Annotated in this window: 21 protein-coding genes; 10 read left to right on the top strand and 11 right to left on the bottom strand. The window is 64.1% G+C overall.

Annotation, left to right across the window (positions count from 1 at the left end; genetic code table 11):
* Positions 1 to 48 precede the first annotated feature (48 nt).
* Entirely contained in the window at positions 49 to 693 is a 645-nt protein-coding gene (locus QRM57_RS15155; protein WP_257370030.1) for a DUF4190 domain-containing protein, read from the bottom strand.
* Positions 694 to 884: 191 nt separating this feature from the next.
* Here QRM57_RS15155 and QRM57_RS15150 point away from each other — a divergent pair, with 191 nt between their 5' ends.
* Together QRM57_RS15150 and pgm are read left to right on the top strand one after the other, a co-directional pair.
* Positions 885 to 1,640: an SDR family NAD(P)-dependent oxidoreductase gene (locus tag QRM57_RS15150; RefSeq protein WP_284987186.1), complete on the top strand. Its 756-nt coding sequence runs from the start codon at positions 885 to 887 to the stop codon at positions 1,638 to 1,640.
* Between the two features lie 199 nt (positions 1,641 to 1,839).
* On the top strand, positions 1,840 to 3,501 hold the full coding sequence (gene pgm, locus QRM57_RS15145) for a phosphoglucomutase (alpha-D-glucose-1,6-bisphosphate-dependent) (RefSeq protein WP_257370028.1): 1,662 nt from the start codon (positions 1,840 to 1,842) through the stop codon (positions 3,499 to 3,501).
* Between the two features lie 204 nt (positions 3,502 to 3,705).
* On the opposite strand, the gene QRM57_RS15140 is transcribed toward pgm, so the two are convergent.
* Positions 3,706 to 4,311 (bottom strand): malonic semialdehyde reductase, encoded by a 606-nt coding sequence (locus QRM57_RS15140; RefSeq protein ID WP_257370027.1) that lies wholly within the window; start codon positions 4,309 to 4,311, stop codon positions 3,706 to 3,708.
* Between the two features lie 254 nt (positions 4,312 to 4,565).
* Here QRM57_RS15140 and QRM57_RS15135 point away from each other — a divergent pair, with 254 nt between their 5' ends.
* A complete protein-coding gene (locus tag QRM57_RS15135; protein ID WP_284987185.1) occupies positions 4,566 to 5,921 on the top strand; it encodes a uracil-xanthine permease family protein in 1,356 nt (451 codons plus the stop codon).
* Between the two features lie 15 nt (positions 5,922 to 5,936).
* Here QRM57_RS15135 and QRM57_RS15130 read toward each other — a convergent pair whose 3' ends face one another.
* Positions 5,937 to 6,413: a hypothetical protein gene (locus QRM57_RS15130; RefSeq protein ID WP_502868654.1), complete on the bottom strand. Its 477-nt coding sequence runs from the start codon at positions 6,411 to 6,413 to the stop codon at positions 5,937 to 5,939.
* A gap of 291 nt (positions 6,414 to 6,704) precedes the next feature.
* Between QRM57_RS15130 and QRM57_RS15125 the strand changes: the two genes are divergently transcribed.
* From QRM57_RS15125 to QRM57_RS15115, 3 genes are all read left to right on the top strand, one after another.
* Entirely contained in the window at positions 6,705 to 7,271 is a 567-nt protein-coding gene (locus tag QRM57_RS15125; RefSeq protein ID WP_284987184.1) for a type 1 glutamine amidotransferase domain-containing protein, read from the top strand.
* A 140-nt stretch (positions 7,272 to 7,411) separates the two neighbouring features.
* The gene (locus QRM57_RS15120; protein ID WP_284987183.1) at positions 7,412 to 7,738 is read left to right on the top strand and encodes a hypothetical protein; all 327 of its coding nucleotides are present in this window, start codon (positions 7,412 to 7,414) and stop codon (positions 7,736 to 7,738) included.
* A 12-nt stretch (positions 7,739 to 7,750) separates the two neighbouring features.
* Positions 7,751 to 8,302 carry a dihydrofolate reductase family protein gene (locus QRM57_RS15115; protein ID WP_284987182.1) on the top strand — a complete coding sequence of 184 codons (552 nt, stop codon included), beginning with the start codon at positions 7,751 to 7,753 and terminating at the stop codon, positions 8,300 to 8,302.
* On the opposite strand, the gene QRM57_RS15110 is transcribed toward QRM57_RS15115, so the two are convergent.
* Positions 8,299 to 8,778, bottom strand: coding sequence for a hypothetical protein (locus QRM57_RS15110; RefSeq protein ID WP_284987181.1), 480 nt, complete (start codon positions 8,776 to 8,778; stop codon positions 8,299 to 8,301). The genes QRM57_RS15115 and QRM57_RS15110 overlap by 4 nt on opposite strands.
* Before the next feature lie 93 nt (positions 8,779 to 8,871).
* On the bottom strand, positions 8,872 to 9,315 hold the full coding sequence (locus QRM57_RS15105) for a YdeI/OmpD-associated family protein (protein WP_284987180.1): 444 nt from the start codon (positions 9,313 to 9,315) through the stop codon (positions 8,872 to 8,874).
* 90 nt (positions 9,316 to 9,405) lie between these two features.
* On the opposite strand from QRM57_RS15105, the gene QRM57_RS15100 reads away from it, so the two are divergent.
* Positions 9,406 to 9,642 carry a DUF2630 family protein gene (locus QRM57_RS15100; protein ID WP_284987179.1) on the top strand — a complete coding sequence of 79 codons (237 nt, stop codon included), beginning with the start codon at positions 9,406 to 9,408 and terminating at the stop codon, positions 9,640 to 9,642.
* Between the two features lie 3 nt (positions 9,643 to 9,645).
* Here QRM57_RS15100 and QRM57_RS15095 read toward each other — a convergent pair whose 3' ends face one another.
* From QRM57_RS15095 to QRM57_RS15080, 4 genes are all read right to left on the bottom strand, one after another.
* A complete protein-coding gene (locus QRM57_RS15095; RefSeq protein WP_284987178.1) occupies positions 9,646 to 10,788 on the bottom strand; it encodes a glycerate kinase in 1,143 nt (380 codons plus the stop codon).
* 48 nt (positions 10,789 to 10,836) lie between these two features.
* Positions 10,837 to 11,799 (bottom strand): D-2-hydroxyacid dehydrogenase family protein, encoded by a 963-nt coding sequence (locus tag QRM57_RS15090; RefSeq protein ID WP_284987176.1) that lies wholly within the window; start codon positions 11,797 to 11,799, stop codon positions 10,837 to 10,839.
* A gap of 198 nt (positions 11,800 to 11,997) precedes the next feature.
* Positions 11,998 to 12,777, bottom strand: a complete 780-nt coding sequence (locus QRM57_RS15085; RefSeq protein ID WP_284987175.1) for a glycerophosphodiester phosphodiesterase family protein — start codon at positions 12,775 to 12,777, stop codon at positions 11,998 to 12,000.
* Between the two features lie 38 nt (positions 12,778 to 12,815).
* Entirely contained in the window at positions 12,816 to 13,064 is a 249-nt protein-coding gene (locus tag QRM57_RS15080) for a hypothetical protein (RefSeq protein WP_211710388.1), read from the bottom strand.
* Positions 13,065 to 13,138: 74 nt separating this feature from the next.
* Here QRM57_RS15080 and QRM57_RS15075 point away from each other — a divergent pair, with 74 nt between their 5' ends.
* A complete protein-coding gene (locus tag QRM57_RS15075) occupies positions 13,139 to 14,053 on the top strand; it encodes an SDR family oxidoreductase (protein WP_257370015.1) in 915 nt (304 codons plus the stop codon).
* Positions 14,050 to 14,952, top strand: coding sequence for a methyltransferase family protein (locus QRM57_RS15070; RefSeq protein WP_284987174.1), 903 nt, complete (start codon positions 14,050 to 14,052; stop codon positions 14,950 to 14,952). The genes QRM57_RS15075 and QRM57_RS15070 overlap by 4 nt, the downstream gene beginning before the upstream one ends.
* Here QRM57_RS15070 and QRM57_RS15065 read toward each other — a convergent pair.
* Positions 14,949 to 15,758, bottom strand: coding sequence for an HAD family hydrolase (locus QRM57_RS15065; RefSeq protein WP_284987173.1), 810 nt, complete (start codon positions 15,756 to 15,758; stop codon positions 14,949 to 14,951). The genes QRM57_RS15070 and QRM57_RS15065 overlap by 4 nt on opposite strands.
* Before the next feature lie 84 nt (positions 15,759 to 15,842).
* Here QRM57_RS15065 and QRM57_RS15060 point away from each other — a divergent pair, with 84 nt between their 5' ends.
* Positions 15,843 to 16,904, top strand: coding sequence for a glutathione S-transferase family protein (locus QRM57_RS15060; protein ID WP_284987172.1), 1,062 nt, complete (start codon positions 15,843 to 15,845; stop codon positions 16,902 to 16,904).
* 3 nt (positions 16,905 to 16,907) lie between these two features.
* Here the strand turns inward: QRM57_RS15060 and QRM57_RS15055 are convergent, their stop codons facing one another.
* The gene (locus QRM57_RS15055) at positions 16,908 to 17,843 is read right to left on the bottom strand and encodes a carbohydrate kinase family protein (protein WP_284987171.1); all 936 of its coding nucleotides are present in this window, start codon (positions 17,841 to 17,843) and stop codon (positions 16,908 to 16,910) included.
* Positions 17,844 to 17,869: the final 26 nt, after the last annotated feature.

The following is a 17,869-nucleotide window of genomic DNA, read 5'->3' as shown; positions in this document are numbered from 1 at the left end:
CTGGTGGGATTCCCACCTGACGCAAGGGTCGCCGTCGTTCGCTTTTGCTTAGTAGTTGTACCGGCTGGTGGAGGCCCCGATCGCGGCAAAGAAGATGATGCCGAAGATTACGGTCAGTGCAATGCCGATGTAGCCCATCACCAGGCCTGCGATGGCCATGCCTTTGCCCGCTGGTTCCCGCTTGAGCGCGATGTGGCCAAGGATCACCGCTGCGATCTGCGGCAGGATGAAGAAGCCGAAGCCCACAAAGATGGCGATGCCGCAGCACATGCTGGCGATGCTTAGGCCTTTGGGTTCAGCCTGCATGGCGTAGTACGCCGGCTGGCCGTACGGTGACTGCGGCTGGCCGTAGGGCTGCTGGCCAAATGCCTGCTGCTGGTACGGGCTGGGCGGCTGGCCGTACGGCGACGGCGGCTGCTGGCTGTAGTCACCCGGCGAGTAAGCGCTCTGGCTTGGGGGCTGCGGCTGGGTGTAGAAGTCGTTCTGGCCTTGGGCGTTTTGCGTATAGGCGCTTTGCTCATGCGGCGGGATTGGCTGGGTGGCGTTGGCCCCCTGATCCGGCGTGCTGTAATCCGGCGTGGCGGGCTGCGGCGCGCTGGCCTCCGGTGCGCTGAACTGTGCGGGCGGAACGTACTGCGGCGGTTGGTAGCCCGCAGGCTTGTCCTCGTTGTCCTTGGATGGCTGATCTGACATAGGAATCCCCCTGCTATCTGGTCTTTGATCCCAACACTACCGCCGTCGCGGGCGGTGCATAAGTAGGACACATGTGACGGGATTCATGCATATGCATGGAATATGAACGGGAAGCGCAGGGTTGTCACTAATAGCGACGTAAGCAGCGCTAACTACGGAATCTGCGGGATTCGTCCCGCGAAGGAGGAATCATGGGTAACTTCGAAGGCAAAACCGCGCTCGTCACCGGCGGCGGTTCAGGGCTCGGCGAAGCGATCAGCAAGGACCTCGCCAAGAACGGCGTCAACGTGGTTGTCACGGACGTCAACCTCGACGCCGCCACCCGCGTAGCCAATGAGATCACTGCCGCGGGCGGGAAGGCCGTACCCTTCCAGGGCAACACAGCTGTTGCCGAGGACAGCAAGAAAGCCGTCGACTTCGCGGTCGAGACCTATGGTGCCCTTAACTACGCCGTCAACAACGCCGGAATCGGCGGAGCCAACGCCCCCATTGGCGAAGTCGACATCGATGACTGGGACCGCGTTATTGGAATCAACCTGAGCGGCGTCCTGTACGGAATGCGCTACCAGATCCCGGCCATCCTCGCAGCAGGCGCTTCCGAAGGCGCAATCGTCAACATGGCATCGATCCACGGTGCCGTCGCCGCACCCGGCAATGCCGCCTACACCGCAGCCAAGCACGGCGTCGTCGGCCTGACCAAAAACGCAGCCGCCGAATACGGCGCCCAGGGCCTGCGCGTCAACGCCATCGGCCCGGGCTACATCGACACCCCGCTCCTGGCCAGCGCCCCGAAGGAAGTTATCGACGGCCTCGAAGCCAAGCACTCGCTCGGCCGCCTGGGCAAGGCAGAAGAGATCGCGAACGTCACCACGTTCCTCCTTTCTGACAAGGCCAGCTTCATGACCGGTTCGTACGTACTCGTCGACGGCGGCTACACGGCTGTCTAGCGGCGCCTCCTCTCTGACACCCCCGCTCCGCCCCTGTTCACTGGACCGGGGCGGAGCGTTCTTTTGGCTAGCAGCCGTACTTGAACAAGGGGTTAATCTTCATTCAGGGGCGGCAGCCGTGGGCGCCATTCGGCGTCACAGGGACCGGATCCCGGACATTTCCTGTCGGCAGGCCCCGAGGTCTGGCATGCTGGACCCCATGGCTAGCCGAGCGGGCACAGTTGCCCTTCCCCAAGACCTTGTAGACATCACAGCCCTGTTGGACGCGTACTTCGACGTCGCTCCTGACCTGGGTGATCCCGCGCAGCGTGTGGCGTTTGGAACGTCTGGACACCGCGGATCCAGCTTGAAGGCGTCGTTCAACGAACCGCATATCCTCGCGATCACGCAGGCAATCGTCGAGTACCGCGGGCGCCAGGGCATCACCGGGCCGCTGTTCATAGGACGGGACACCCACGCCCTCAGCGAACCGGCACAGAACTCCGCGCTTGAAGTTCTGGCCGCCAACGGAGTCACCGTGCTGGTTGACGCACGGCACGCCTACACACCCACGCCAGCGCTGAGCCACGCCATCCTGAAGTACAACCGCGAAGCAGCCCCGGGCACGCCCCAGGCCGACGGAATCGTGGTCACCCCCAGCCACAACCCGCCCGGTGACGGCGGCTTCAAATACAACCCGCCCCATGGCGGCCCGGCTGACACCGACGCCACAGGCTGGATCGCCGACCGCGCCAACCAACTGCTGGAGAACGGCCTGCGTGGTGTTAAGCGCATTCCGTTGAACGATGCCTTGAACGCTGAAACCACCGGCAAGTTCGACTTCCTGAGCAGCTACGTGGACGACCTCCCCTCAGTGCTCAACCTCGACGCGATCCGTGAGGCCGGCGTCCGCATCGGCGCAGATCCCATGGGCGGCGCTTCGGTGGACTACTGGGGCGAAATCGGCGAGCGCCACCAGTTGAACCTCACGGTGGTTAACCCCACGGTCGATCCGCAGTGGGCTTTCATGACCCTGGACTGGGACGAGAAGATCCGCATGGACTGCTCGTCGCCGTCGGCCATGGCCTCCCTGATCAAGCGAATGTCAGTGGGTGCGGACGGTACAGCCGCCTACGACATCGCTACCGGTAACGACGCCGACGCTGACCGCCACGGCATCGTCACCCCCGACGGCGGCCTCATGAACCCCAACCACTACCTTGCCGTGGCCATCGACTACCTTTACCGGAACCGCAGTGGCTGGAACCCTGAATCAGTGGTGGGCAAGACCCTGGTTTCCTCCTCGATCATCGACCGCGTTGCTTCCGGGCTCGGACGCAAGCTGGTTGAGGTGCCGGTCGGTTTCAAGTGGTTCGTCCCTGGCCTGCTCTCCGGCGAAGGCGCATTCGGTGGCGAGGAATCAGCCGGAGCATCCTTCAACAAGCTCGACGGCAGCGTCTGGACCACCGACAAGGACGGCATTCTGCTCGCTCTTCTGGCTTCGGAAATCACGGCCGTCACCGGCTCCTCCCCCTCGCAGCTGTACAAGGGCCTCACCGACCAGTTCGGTGCGCCCGTATACGCGCGAATCGATGCCGCCGCCACACGTGAGCAGAAATCCAAGCTGGGCAAGCTCTCCGCCGCCGACGTCACGGCAACTTCCTTGGCCGGCGAAGAAATCACCGCCAAGCTCACCGAGGCACCGGGCAACGGCGCTTCGATCGGCGGCTTGAAGGTGGTTACGGAGAACGCCTGGTTCGCGGCACGCCCTTCCGGCACCGAGGACGTCTACAAGATCTACGCGGAGTCCTTCAAGGGCGCCGACCACCTGAAGCAGGTTCAAGAAGAAGCCAAGGCGCTGGTGGACGGGGTCATCTCGTAGGTGAGCGAGCGTCCGCCCCAAGCAGGCGGGACGTGAGCGAGCGTCGGTGAGTACCAACGCTCACTCACGAAACCGACGGGATTTCCCAACGCTCTATCACATCCCGGCCTCCTGGAACACCACTGGCCCTTAAACAGGAACCGCCGCTTAAAACAAGAACCGCCCGCTCACCTCAGGTGAGCGGGCGGTTCTGTGTTCGGAGTGCTAGACGGTGCGGACCACGTCGTCGTAGGAGAACTTCGGCTTGGCTGCGCCCCAGGCGTCCGGGCCGGGCTGGCCGATGTTGACCACGAGGAAGCTCTTCTGGTCACCGTTCGGGAAGAATTCGGCGTCGATCGCGGCGAAGTCGGCTCCGGTCATCGGTCCTGCGGCGAAGCCGAGCGAGCGGACGGCCAGGATGAAGTAGCCAGCCTGCAGGTGGGCGTTGTTGTTGCCCGTGGCTGCAGCAAGTTCAGCGTTGTCGTCGTACATGGCCTTGGGCGCACCGTACTCAGGAAGGAACTTGTCCCACTGACCCTGCCAGTTGGTGTCGTAAGACAGGAGCGCGACCAGGGGTGCGGATGCGGTCTTCGCCTGGTTGCCGCGGGACAGGTGGTCCACCAGCTTGGCACGGGCTTCGTCCGAGCGGACGTAGGTCACGCGGAGCGGCTGGGAGTTGAAAGCCGTCGGGCCGAACTTGGTGAGCTCATAGATGGCGCGGGCTTGCTCTTCGGTAACCTCACCGGCAAAGCTGTTGGCGGTACGGGCTTCGGCAAAAATGGCGTCGACTGCTGCGGCGTCAATGACTGCTTCTTCGTGTGCAATCGTCATGGATGAACCTTTCGCTGGGCCAGGCCTTGTGGGCGGCCGGGCACTTCTGCTTTCCATGGTTGCAACTTCAACCTTGCCTGTCCTCTTCCCATGACGGCGCGTGACGTTGCGCACAAAGCATGACTCCGCGTGTCGCTTCTTTGCGTTGCGGGGCCCGCCATGCGTGCCGAATCCAGCGCGAAGCGCGTAGAGCAGGCCCCGCAATGGCGGTAATGTTGCACCGAATCCCAACACTCTTCTGAGGAAGGCCTGCCATGAGCATGCTCGGCACCAAATGGAAGCTCCACGGCAACGGCAAGTCCATCCGGCCCGGCCACGTGGTGGCACCGGATGAGCGGCTCGCGTGGCCGTTGACCATCGGCATCGGCATGCAGCATGTTGTGGCCATGTTCGGGGCGACCTTCCTGGTCCCCATCATCACCGGCATGCCACCAGCCACCACCTTGTTCTTCTCGGGCATCGGGACGCTGCTCTTCCTGGTGGTCACTAAGGGCCGGGTGCCCAGCTATCTCGGTTCAAGCTTCGCGTTCATCGCCCCGATCATGGCGTCCCAACAGCAATACGGCGTCAGCGGCGCCTTGGGCGGCGTGGTGCTGGCCGGCGTCGTACTGGCCCTTATTGGTGCCGTCGTGCAGAAGTTCGGTGCCGAATGGATCAACCGGCTCATGCCGCCGATCGTCACCGGCGCCATCGTGGCGCTGATCGGCCTCAACCTGGCCCCTGCCGCGAAGAACAACTTCGACGCCGCTCCCGTCACCGCCTTGGTCACCTTGGTGACGATCATCCTGGTGTCCGTCCTGTTCCGCGGCATCCTGGGACGGCTGAGCATCCTGGTGGGCGTTGTGGTTGGGTACCTGGTGGCCATGATGCGCGGCGAGGTCAGCTACGAAAAAATGGACGCCGCAGCCTGGGTTGGCCTCCCGTTCTTCCAGACGCCCGAGTTCCACATTGGGGTTGTGGGCCTGTTTGTGCCGGTGGTGCTGGTGCTGGTGGCCGAGAACGTCGGGCACGTGAAGTCGGTAGCCGCTATGACCGGCCAAAACCTCGACGGCGTCTCCGGGCGCGCACTGATGGCCGACGGCGCCGCGACGGTACTTGCCGGATTCGGCGGCGGTTCGGGTACAACCACGTACGCAGAAAACATCGGCGTCATGGCCGCCACCAAGGTCTATTCGACGGCGGCGTACTGGGTGGCCGGTATCTTCGCCATTCTGCTGAGCTTCTCCCCGAAATTCGGAGAACTGATCGCGACCGTCCCGCCGGGCGTCCTGGGTGGCGCCGCGACGATGCTCTACGGCATGATCGGCGTCCTTGGCGTGAAGATCTGGGTGCAGAACAAGGTCAATTTCTCCAACCCGATCAACCTGACCACCGCTGCCGTGGCTTTGATCATTGGGATCGCGGACTACACGTGGACCATTGGCGAGCTGAAGTTCACCGGCATCGCCCTTGGGTCAGCTGCAGCACTGGTGATCTACCACGGCATGAAAGGCCTCGCCCGTTGGCGTGGGACCGTTGCTGAACCGGAGACCGAGACGGCGGGACTGCCGCCTGCGGTGAAGTCGGCGATGAACGCCGCCGCCAAGCGAACGGGACGCAAGGGGAAGTAGCCCCGCAACGGCCCGCTACTTGCTCCCGAACCTGGCGTTGTAGCGGCTCATGAGTGCGGCCATGGCGTCGCGGGCGACCGGCTCCAGGGGACGGTAGGTCTTGGTTCCGTTCGCCTCGGCCCAGCCGGTACTGGTGCCGCTAGCCGCCAACCAGGTGATCTGCTTGTAGAACGGATTGTTCGTGGCAATGTCCGCAAAAGGCGACTTTGCGGGCGGGCTGTAGGCCGGCGAACCTGCCAGGCGGTACATGAACGCGGCCATGGCATCACGCGCAACTGGTTCAAGCGGCCGGTAGGTCTTGGTTCCATTGGCTTCGGTCCAGCCCGTGCTGATGCCCTTGCTGGCAAGCCAGGTGATCTCGGTGGTGAATTGGCCACCGGAGATATCAGAGAAGATCGGTCCGGGATTGGTGGCGAAGGACTTCAGCTGAGTCAGCGTTCCGTTGAAGACGTTCTGGTCCCCGGGGAGACGCCCGAGTCGGCGTGCTGCCACAGGGTGTAGGTCTTCCAGCCAGTGGGAAGCGCTCCGGGCGTGGATGGGTCGAGTCCTCCGGGGTGCGGGAGGAACCGGCGCCCCCACGTCATGCGACCCAGCCTACTATCCGGTAGCCACACGCCGGTGCAGGCCCGGGCGCGAAAGCCACTCGGAAGAGCAGCGCTGCCCGACGGAGCAAATAGTCAGCTTGCTTACTAAGACCGTGTTCCCTAGGCTGGAACAGGTCAGACAAACAACTCTCGCAGCAACGGCATGTGCCCAAAAGGCAGCCGAACAAGAGGAGGAACAATGTCAGAACACAACATCTCGGGCAAGAAGGTCGCATTCCTGCTGACGGACGGGGTGGAGCAGGTGGAACTCACCAGCCCATGGCAAGCAGTGAAGGACGCCGGTGGCGAACCTACGCTCATCGCCCCTGAAAAGGGCACCATCCAGGGCTACAACGGCACCGAGCCAGGCGACACCTTCGATGCAACCCTCGCGGTGTCAGACGCCAATGCATCCGACTTCGACGCCCTGGTACTCCCGGGCGGCGTCGTGAACGCGGACAACCTCCGCGTCGACAAGGACGCCCAGAACTTCACACGAGCCTTCTTCGAGCAGCACAAGCCCGTGGCATCGATCTGCCACGGCCCATGGCTCCTCATCGAGGCCGGCGTAATCAAGGGCCGCAACGTCACCTCGTACCACACGCTCCAGACGGACCTGAAGAACGCGGGCGCCAACTGGACCGACGAGGAAGTCGTCGTGGACCAGGGCCTGGTCACCAGCCGTAAACCGGACGACCTGCCCGCCTTCAACGCCAAGGTCGTGGAGGAAATCTCCGAAGGCCAACACGCCGGCCAGACCGCCTAGCGGCCACCGAGGCACCAAACCCGGGTGCCGTCGTCGTACTTTCACGAGAAGTACGACGGCGGCACTCGCCTTTTCGTCGCAATGTTGCGCACGTCACACTCGCCACATACGCTGGGGGGCGCTGCAGCGTGGCAGCAACGATGAAAGGCAGTACATTGACCAGCGAGAAGCTTTCCGTAGTTGTTCGCGTCGACGTTGACGGCGAACAGATCCAGATCGCAGCGACCGGTCACGTGACCGCACAGAGCCTGCAGGGGCTGTATCCGGTGGTTCAGCGGACCAGGAGCCTGGGCGGCGGTCTCGGCGTCGAGATGGACCTGACGGACGCGATGGTGGATCCCGAAGCCCTGGATCAGCTCAAGGTTTATGCTGAGCTCCATGAAATGCCGGTCAAACTCAACCCTGCCCCCGGCAACGTGACTGCCCTTCCGTCCCGCGAATTCCAAACAGCAAGCCGAGCAGCCTAACAGGAGGCACCGATGCGCAAAGTTACCGCCGGACTGTTCCACTCCGTCGATGGCGTGGTCCAGGATCCGTTCAAGTTTCAGTTCGATAGCTTTGACGAGGACCTTGGCAAGGGCCTGACCAAGATGATCAATACCGTGGACACTGTGGTCCTAGGCCGGATCAGCTACCAGGAATGGGCCCAGTATTGGCCGAACGCGACGCAGGACGACGACTTCGCCAAATTCATTAACCCCGTCGAGAAGTTCGTCGCATCCCGCACGTTGGCTGAGCCGCTGGAATGGGAAAACTCGCACCTGATTGAGGGCGACGTGGAGCAGTTCGTCACGGAACTCAAGAACCGCGACGGCGGTGAGATCGCCGTGTGCGGCAGTATCTCGCTGGTACGCCAACTGCTGTTCGCGGGCGTGCTCGATGAGCTGACCCTGATGACGCACCCGGTGATTGCCGGTACCGGCCGTCGGCTCTTCGAGGACGGTGATCCGCTGAACCGGCTGGTGCTGGAGGACCAGTACGCCACCAGCAAGGGCAACGTGGTGAGCACGTACAGTCTGCGGAAAGACTAAACGCACGACGGCGGAGCCCGCCTGCCTCGTTTGGCGCGGCGCCGGCCTGTTTCCAGCAGCTGCACATCAACGTAACCGGTGCCCGGCATAGGAGAACCGCGTTGTTTGCGAAGCCGCGTGGCTTTGTACTCGTCCCTGGACAGGTTGAATCCATACCAGGCAATAAACCCCGCCAGCCCCATACCCCAAAGAGCGCCCCATGAGGGGCTATCTCCTTGAAAAAGCGGGGACAGAAGCATCGCCACCGACGCAACGAACCCAAGGCATCCGAATGCCGACAGAATCGCCATCCCCCACCAGGAACTCACCTGCGCCTGGCCGCGACCTGGCGTGAATCCAATCTCATCGCCGGCATAACTGTGGAGTTCGCCGGTGCTGGTCCTGCGGAGCACTCGCTTCTGACCATTGGCCACGGCCTCCTTGTGCTCGGCATACACTTCATCGTCCCGCAGATCGCGCTCGGGGTCGTAAACCACTGCCAGCCTCCAAAGCTCGAAAAGTCCAGCCTAGCGGCCACGGCGTGTGGCCGCGGCGGCGGGTCGACTCGCTCGCTCGATAACGGCGTGTAGCTACTTCTTCCCGGCCTTCAAATCCGCAACCACCTTTGCGATCCGCCGGGCACGGGTTTCCGGCGTCTTGGCGTCCCCGATCGGCTCCACGTACCTCCGCTGCGAACTGTAATTCAGGGTCTCGTAAAAGGCCTTCGCCCCAGGCTCGGCGTCCAGCGCGGCAGCCAAGTCCTGGGGCACCTCGATGATGCGGGGCTGGGTATCCACTTCCAAGCCAACCTCAACCGTGTCCCCAGCGGAAGCGCCCGTCAGTTCACGGTTCGCCGAGCTGACGCCCACCATGTATTTGCCGCCCATCACCGCAACGCTGCTGCGATAGCTCTGGCCGTTGATGGTCACCACCACCGGCGGGCGCTTTCCGGCACCCAACCCGTCAACAACCTCGTCCGGAACCTCGATGCCAGCCTTGTTGCCATCGCCCACGATGGTCGTAGTGAATTTCATGACCCAAGTATGCCGTCGGCTGAGAGTAGACGCACCCCGTCGGCTGGGCTACGTTCGAACGTAAGCGTCCCACCACAAAGGAGACAGAGCATGGATAACCAGGACCTGCTGGAACGTATTCAGTCGCTGGTCGAGGAGGAACACCGCTTGCGCGACTCCACCAGCACTGGGGCGGGGGATGACAGCGCCCGCCTCGCCCAGCTGGAGGCACAGCTGGACCAGTGCTGGGACCTGCTGCGCCAACGTCGCGCCAAGAAAAACGCCGGCGAGAACCCCGACGACGCCGAGCCCCGGCCGGTCGACGAGGTTGAGGGCTACCGCCAGTAGGCGCTACGCCCCTTCAAGCACCTGGCTGGTCGCCCACGCCAGGTACTTGGCCGCATTAGCCACGGCATCGGCGACGTCGGGAACACCATCCTTGCGCTGTGCAACGTCCAGCAACTGCGCGGCAGCCACAATCCCGTGCTTCGCCAGGTCTTCCGGCGTGACCGTGATGCGCCCCGCAACGGCCACCACTGGTATGCCGTGCACACTGGCGGCGTCGGCTAGCGCGATCGGCGCCTTGCCCGTGAGCGACTGCTCGTCCATGGACCCCTCGCCGGTGATGACCAGGTCGGCCTCGCCCAGGTGCTGGGCCAGGCCCGTGAGGCCTGCGACCAACGCGAAGCCGCCTTCCAGCGCAGCGTCAGTAAAGGCCAGGAACGACGCCGGGAACCCGCCTGCCGCTCCGGCTCCGGGCACGTTAACGTCGCGGCCGGTGGTTTCCCGAAGGAGCGATGCCCAGTTGCGAAGGCCGGCGTCGAGCTTCTCTACGGCGTCCTCATCGGCGCCTTTCTGCGGACCGAAAACATGTGCGGCGCCATCAGGCCCGTACAGCGGGTTCCGGACGTCGACGGCGATGCGGAACGTCACGGCCGAAAGCCGCGGATCCAGCCCGGAGACATCCAAGGCGACGACGTCGGCCAGCGAACCGCCGCCGAGGGGCACCACGTTCCTCGCGGCATCGAGGGGCTTGAGCCCCAACGCACGCAAGGCTCCGCTGCCGCCGTCGGACATTGCCGAACCGCCCAACCCCAGCACGATCTCAGTGGCACCGGCTTCGAGAGCGGCGGCGATCAGCTGGCCGCAGCCGTAGCTGTGGGCGCGGAGCGAGTTCTCGGGAGTCGGCTCCATGTGCGCCAGGCCGGATGCTTGCGCGGTTTCGATCACGGCAGTGGCGCCGCCAAATGCGTCCTTGCGGATCGCCCAGGAAGCGCCAACAGGCTTGAGGATGGGCCCAACCACGGCGTTGTTCCGCTCTTCGTAGCCCGCTGCGATGGCGGCATCCAGTGTGCCTTCGCCGCCGTCGGCCACCGGGAACTGGGTGGTCACGGCATCCGGGTAGACGCGGAGGGCGCCTTCGGCCATGGCTGACGCGGCTTCGGCAGCGGTCAGGGATCCCTTGAACTTGTCGGGGGCGATGAGGATACGCATGGATCCATCTTGCCAGCTTTGCTGGGAAAGCGCTTGCCGCAGCGTAACCTAGCCGTTCAACACTCTAACCGGAGCGTCCGCAAGCCACGCTTTCACGTCCTCGAACGCACCACCATAAAACTGCCGGTAACTCTCGTGCGTCACGTAGCCGATGTGCGGCGAAAGCACCGTCCGGGGAGAGTGCAACAATGCATGCCCGGAAGGAAGCGGTTCCTCGTCGAAGACGTCCAAGGCGGCGCCCCTGATCCAGCCTTCCTCCAGGGCCTGTACGAGTGCTGCTTCGTCCACCAGCGGACCCCGGGCCGTGTTCACCAACAGCCCCTCCGGGCCCAGAAGCCGGAGTTCCTTGGCTCCCACAATGCCCTCCGTACGCTCCGACAACCGAAGGTGCAGCGTGACCACGTCGGACTCGCGGAACAGCTCCTCTTTTGTCACCTTCCGGGCGCCCGCTGCTTCGGCTGCTTCGGCGGTGAGGTTTTGGCTCCACGCCAGGACGTCCATCCCAAAGGCCTTGGCGTAGCGGGCCATTCGGGAACCGATCTTGCCCAAGCCCACAATGCCCAGGGTCTTTCCCTCGAGTTCGAACCCAACGCCCGTTTGCCACTCCCCCGTCCTGAGCGAGTTCTCCTCCACAGGAAGGTTCCGGGCAAATGCCAACAGGAGCGCCCATGCCAGCTCCGGTGCCGCCGCCGGTGAACCAGCCGTCCCGCACACCACAATCCCGCGCTCCTTTGCCGCTTCCATATCAATGGCGGCGTTGGCCATGCCCGTAGTCACCAGGAGCTTGACGTTCGGCAGGGCATCCAAGGCACTCTGCGGGAACCGGGTGCGTTCGCGCATCGCCACAATGATGTCGAACGGCGCCAAGGCGGCCACGGCCTGCTCCTCCGACACGAAAGGTGCGCTGAAAACACTGACCTTCACGTCGTCGTCGAGCAGTGACTCCCACGGGGCGTAATCCCCGGAGACCTGCTGGTAGTCATCAAGGATCGCTAAACGGAACAGGGTCACGCCAATCTCCCTCGCACAGTGGCTGCTGGTACTGACCACCATCTCACGTAGGTTTTTGGGTGTCAGCCCAACCCGTCGGGCGCCGTCGAAACCCTGGGGATGTGAGCGAGGGTCCACGGGAAACGGTAGGGATGTGAGCGAGGGTCCGGTTCCCCCCAACCCTCGCTCACATCCCACCCGCTTCAACCAAACGCTCGCTCACACCCACTCGCCGCGACGGACCAGGACTTCCTTGAGGAGGTCGAGCCGGTCGGACACGAGACCGTCCACGCCAAGATCCAGCAGCCGGTCCATTTCCGCGGGTTCATTGATGGTCCACACATGCACCTGCAGGCCCAGCCGATGGGCGCGTCGGACGAAACCCGGAGTCACAACCGGGAGCCTTCCGTAGCGGACCGGGACCTGGAAAACGTCGACGCCGGCAAGCAGCTTCCGTGCCAAAGTGGCGGGCAGGACAGGACCCAGAAGAACAAAAAGCGCCGTCAGAGTGCTGCCGGCCGAGGAGGCCACACGCCGTGATAACAGCCGAAGGACTGCGCGGCGGCGCCTGTCCGAAAAGCTCGTCACCAGGACCCGGTGGTGGATTCCATGCCTCTCAATGGCCTCCGCCAAGGGGCGCACCGAGTTCCAGTCCTTGACATCCAGGTTCAGCCGGGCGTCCGGCAACGAGGTAACCAGCTCGTCGAACGTTGGCACCGGCTCCATCCCACCAATGCGCGCCTTGGCAACCTCCGCGGCGGTCAGCGAGGAGACGGTGCCCACGGAATCGGTCACCCGGTCCAGGGACGAGTCATGGAAGACAAGGACCACGCCATCACGGGTGGTGTGCACGTCCGTTTCCAGATGCGCAGTTCCCAATTCGACTGCAGCTTTGAAGGCTGACATGGAATTCTCCAGGCCGTCCAACGAAAAACCCCGGTGCGCGAAGGCCAAAGGGCCAACCGAACCGTCCTTGCGGAGGAAATAGGGCAGCTTCACACCCGTAGCGTAGCCGACGTCCGCCCCAAAGAAGTGTGTCAGGCCTCGTGTGGAACGATCGCGACGCCGTCGCTGACGTGCACCAGCGTCCGGCCGCGACCGCCGTCGAGCTCCACCCAAACTGCTGTGGCGTCTCCGGTGACGGCGTCCACCACACCTGCGGACTCGTAACCGGGGGTGAGCGTGACCTTGACGCGGTCGCCCTGCCGCAGCGAGCGCCAGTGATGGTCCGGTTCGATGCGCCGCAACGGCGCAGTGGTGAAATCGTTGATCCTACGCTTTGCCATGGTTCCCCTGCACCTTCGACGTGCTAACAAGTCCGTGGCTGAAAGCCTACGGGTGCCACGTGAACGCCGGTTGTATGGAGGCTGGGAACTCGGTGACAGCTGCGGCCTGCGAAACTAGGGGCATGACTGTATTGATTGCCGGGTGCGGCGACCTCGGAACCGAAGCCGGGCTTCGCTTCGCCGCCGCCGGCCGTGAGGTTGTTGGCCTGCGTCGGTCCCCCGAAAAGCTGCCGCCCCAGATCCGTGGAATGTACGCGGACCTCGCCAAGGACCTGCCGGAGTTTCCCTCGGATGTGGACATCGTGGTGATTGCCGTGGCAGCCGATACCTCCACCGAGGAGGCCTATCGCACGGCTTATCTGGAGGGCACCCGGAACGTGCTGGACGCGTTGGAGCGGCAAAGGTTGGAGCCGCGCCGGATCCTTTTCGTCTCCTCCACGGCTGTGTACAAGGATTCCGGCGGGGCTGTGGTGGACGAGTCCACGGCCACGGAGCCGACGCGCTTCAGCGGAAAAGTGCTGGTGGAGGCCGAAGAATTGCTGTTCTCTCGGACCCGAGGCACCAGCACAGAGGCCATCTCGTTGCGCCTGGGCGGCATCTACGGACCGGGACGCACCCGGCTGATTGACCAGGTCCGCACAGGACAAGCGGTCATTCCCGCCCGGCCCCGGCACACCAACCGCATCCACAGGGACGACGCCGCAGCCATGATCGTCCACCTCACCACCATGGACCAGGCTCCGGATCCGGTGTACATAGGCGTTGACGATCACGCGGCAGAAATGGGCGAGGTCATGCGGTTTCTTGCTGCTGAACTGGGCTGCCCGGAACCCCCGACGGCGGCACCCGGCGACGCGTCCGACGCCGGCCCTGGCGACAAACGCTGTTCGAACAAGCGTGTACGGGCCACCGGGGTCGAACTCACCTTCCCCACATATAAGGAGGGCTACCGCGCCCTGCTGGCGGGCAAGGGCGTGCGGCACCCGTGACGGGGCCTGCGTGGGGGCGGGCATATTTTGCCGCGCAGGCCGTGGCGGGGGCTGCCTGGTGGATCTCAGTCTTTGCCCTGCCACTGATCCGTGAATTAACGCTTGGACGGTTGGATCCTGTCATGGTTGCCTGTGCGGATATCCCGCTGTTCGTCGTGGCTTCGGCCGTGGCGGCCTGTGGCAACAAGGCGGCGGCTGTCATCGCCACCGCCTGGACCTGCTTGGTCACCGTGGCGTTGGCAAGCTATGCCACCATCAGCACCGAAGCAGGGTGGGGCGTTGTGGCCATGGCCGCCGCGTCCGCATGTTCCATAGTGGCGCTCTGCCTCGTTGCCTACGGACGAGTGCCATCTGAGTGGGTTCTCCGCGGTCCGTTCGCGTTCCGCCCAGCAGCGCAACGCCCCACGGCAGCTCCGCATGTCGCGACGACTTTCGCGCAACTCGTGCTCTTCTGGAGCTTCTTCCTGGGAGTGATTCCCCTCGCGGTGTCAGAACTGGAGCACCGCTGGGCTGTCGCCCTGCCGATCCCTGGCATCGCAGGCGTGATAGGCGCGGTCCTCCTGGTACTTGCCAGCGCACTGGGCATCTATTCAGCACTGGCCATGTCCACCCTTGGACAGGGCACGCCGCTGCCGTCCGCGATGCCCAACCGTTTGGTCATCGCCGGGCCGTACCGCTGGATCAGGAACCCGATGGCTCTCGCAGGAATCGTGCAGGGCGCTGCCATCGGACTCATGCTGGGATCGTGGCTGGTGGTCGCCTACGCGGTGATTGGCTCGCTGGTGTGGAATTACGCAGTGAGGCCCCACGAAGAAGCTGATCTCCGCCGACGGTTTGGCACAGACTTTGACCGCTACTGCGACAACGTCCGTTGTTGGGTCCCGCGGTTCGGAAACTAAACCCGCTGTTCGGTGAGTTTCGCCTCAAGAACCTGGGCCACGCCGTCGTCGTCGAAGTGGGGAGCCTGCTGGCCGGCGGCAAGAATGGCCTCCGGGTGTCCGCTGGCCATCGCGTAGCCGTGGCCCGCCCAACGGAGCATCTCAATGTCGTTGGGCATATCCCCGAACGCCACGACGTCCGCGGCCTCGATCCCCAGCGACTCGGCGTACTTGGCCAGGGTGACGGCCTTGTTGATGCCTTGGACGGACATTTCCAGCATTGCCGTGCGTGGGGCCGAATGCGTCGTGCTCACCAAGTGGGCGACTGCCGGCTGCACCTCGGCAAGGAAATCGTCAGGGGTGCCCTTGCGGGTGATCGCCAGGAACTTTACGACGGCGTCATCCGCCGTCAGCGTCTCGTCCAACGGCCGGGGGGTGAACTCGGCAAGCAGCTCACTGGTTTCGTTCTCGATGAAGCCCGGCTCCAGCTGGAAACCTGTCAGGGTTTCGACCGCGAACAGGGCATCGGGCCTGATGGACTTGATGATGCGGCGGGCCTCAAAGACTGACGCGGCGTCCAGGACGCATGAGGAAAGTGCTTTTTCGGATTCCAAATCCCACACGACCGCGCCGTTGGAACAGATCACGATTCCGCTGTGGCCGAGCTGCTCCTGAAGCGGGTAAAGCCACCGCGGCGGCCGGCCCGTGACGAAGACCAATTCCACCCCTGCGTCACGGCACGCCTGGAATGCCTTGATGGTCCGGTCACTGATTTTGCCGTCGTGACCGAGGATGGTGCCGTCAATATCGCTTGCTACGAGCCGCATCAATCCAGTCTAGTGGGCTGCTGATCTGGCGCCGCCGAAGCCAAGTGATAGCGCAGCCCTGGAAGTGCCCCATAGTGTGGGTTCATGAGCGAGAAGACCGGAACAATCGAAGAACACAGCACACGCGGCGCGTATGTCACCGGCGGTGAGTTCAACCGGGACACGAATTATATTGAGGACCGCATCACCCGCGATGGCGCACCCGGACCTGACGGAGAACCGGGCTGGCCTGTCGAACCGGGACGGTATCGCCTCATCGCAGCGCGGGCATGTCCGTGGGCCAACCGAACTGTGATTGCCCGCAGGCTCCTTGGGCTCGAAGACGTCATCAGCCTCGGCCAGCCAGGACCCACACACGACGCCCGCTCCTGGACGTTCGACCTCGATCCGGACGGCAAGGATCCCGTGCTGGGCATTGAGCGGCTGCAGGAGGCGTTCTTCCGCCGCTTCCCGGATTACCCCCGAGGCATCACTGTTCCGGCCATTGTCGATGTCCCCAGCGGGGCAGTGGTCACCAACAACTTCCCCCAGATCACTCTGGACTTCTCCACGGAATGGACGGAGTTCCACCGGCCCGGCGCCCCGCAGCTCTATCCGGAACACCTGCGCGAGGAGATCGACCTGGTCAACAGGCGCGTCTTTACCGAGGTCAACAACGGCGTGTACAGGTGCGGGTTCGCGGGCTCACAGGAGGCCTACGACGCCGCCTACGAACGGTTGTGGACAGCCTTGGATTGGCTGGAGGAACGGTTGACGACCCAGCGCTACCTGGTGGGCGACACCATCACGGAGGCCGATGTCAGGCTCTTCACCACCCTGGCCCGCTTCGATGCCGTCTACCACGGACACTTCAAGTGCAACCGGAACAAGCTCAATGAAATGCCTGCCTTGTGGGGCTACGCCCGGGACTTGTTCCAGACTCCGGGCTTCGGCGACACCATCGATTTCGTGCAGATCAAGCAGCACTACTACATAGTGCATGAGGATATTAACCCCACGCAGATCGTTCCTGCCGGCCCGGACCTGTCCGGGTGGCTTACCGACCACGGACGCGAGGCCCTGGGCGGCAACCCCTTTGGTGAGGGCACCCCACCGGGCCCGGTCAAGGCCGGTGAAGAGGTAGCCGCAGGGCACGGGGCCGGCTAGCTCCTAAGCCGCACCCTGGTTGAGCTCGGCGCGGGTCGGGGGGTTGGCCCCGGCCCGCGAGACCGTGACAGCGGCAGCACGCGTTGCATGATCCAGGATCGCGGCGAGTGTCTCCGCAGGCATGGCCCGGAGCGCGTCCCTGTTCTGCGCCCCGTCCAGCCCGTGGTCCACAATCGCGGACAGCAGCCCGGCCATGAACGAGTCCCCCGCACCCACAGTGTCCACGACGTTCACGGAGGGCGCGGCCACTTCCGTTTCCCCGGCCCGTGTGATCCCCCATGGCCCGCGTGATCCACGGGTCACCACCACCAACGCAGGTCCTTCGTCGCCGCCCAGGGCCAGCCAACGGCGCGCGGATTCCGTCGGATCGACGCCGGGATACAGCCATTCGAGGTCCTCGTCAGAGGCCTTTACGACGTCGGACAGCACTACGAAGCGTTCGGCTTGCCTACGTGCGTAGTCGACGTCCGTGATGATGCTTGGACGGCAGTTGGGATCGAAGCTGATGGTGCTGGCCGGGTGGGCATGCTCGACGGCGGAAAGCACCTCCGCGGCGCCGGGCTCCAAGGCAGTGGCGATGGAACCTGTGTGGAGCAGGGTGGTGCCCTGCAGCATCAGCGGCAGCCGCGGGGCGAGGCCGGGCAACTCCCAAGCGAGGTCGAACGCGTAGGTGGCGGCGCCGTCGTCGTCGATTTCAGCGGTGGCGACGCTGCTTGGTTTGTCGTCCGGCGGCAGCGGCACCATCACCGAACTTGAACGCAGGTGCGCGGCGATCGAGTCGCCGTAAGCGTCGCGGCCGTACCGCCCGATGAACTGGACGGGGTGGTCCAGGCGCGCCAGCCCGACTGCCACGTTGAGCGGGCTCCCGCCCACATGCGCCTCGATTCCAGAGGAGCGTTGAACGACGTCCACCAGGGCTTCACCAATGACAGTCAGCATGGGACCACTCTGCCAGAGCGCGGCCT

This window comes from Arthrobacter sp. fls2-241-R2A-172 (assembly GCF_030208885.1).
Lineage (GTDB): Bacteria > Actinomycetota > Actinomycetes > Actinomycetales > Micrococcaceae > Arthrobacter.
This window is presented reverse-complemented; position numbering and strand designations above follow the sequence as displayed.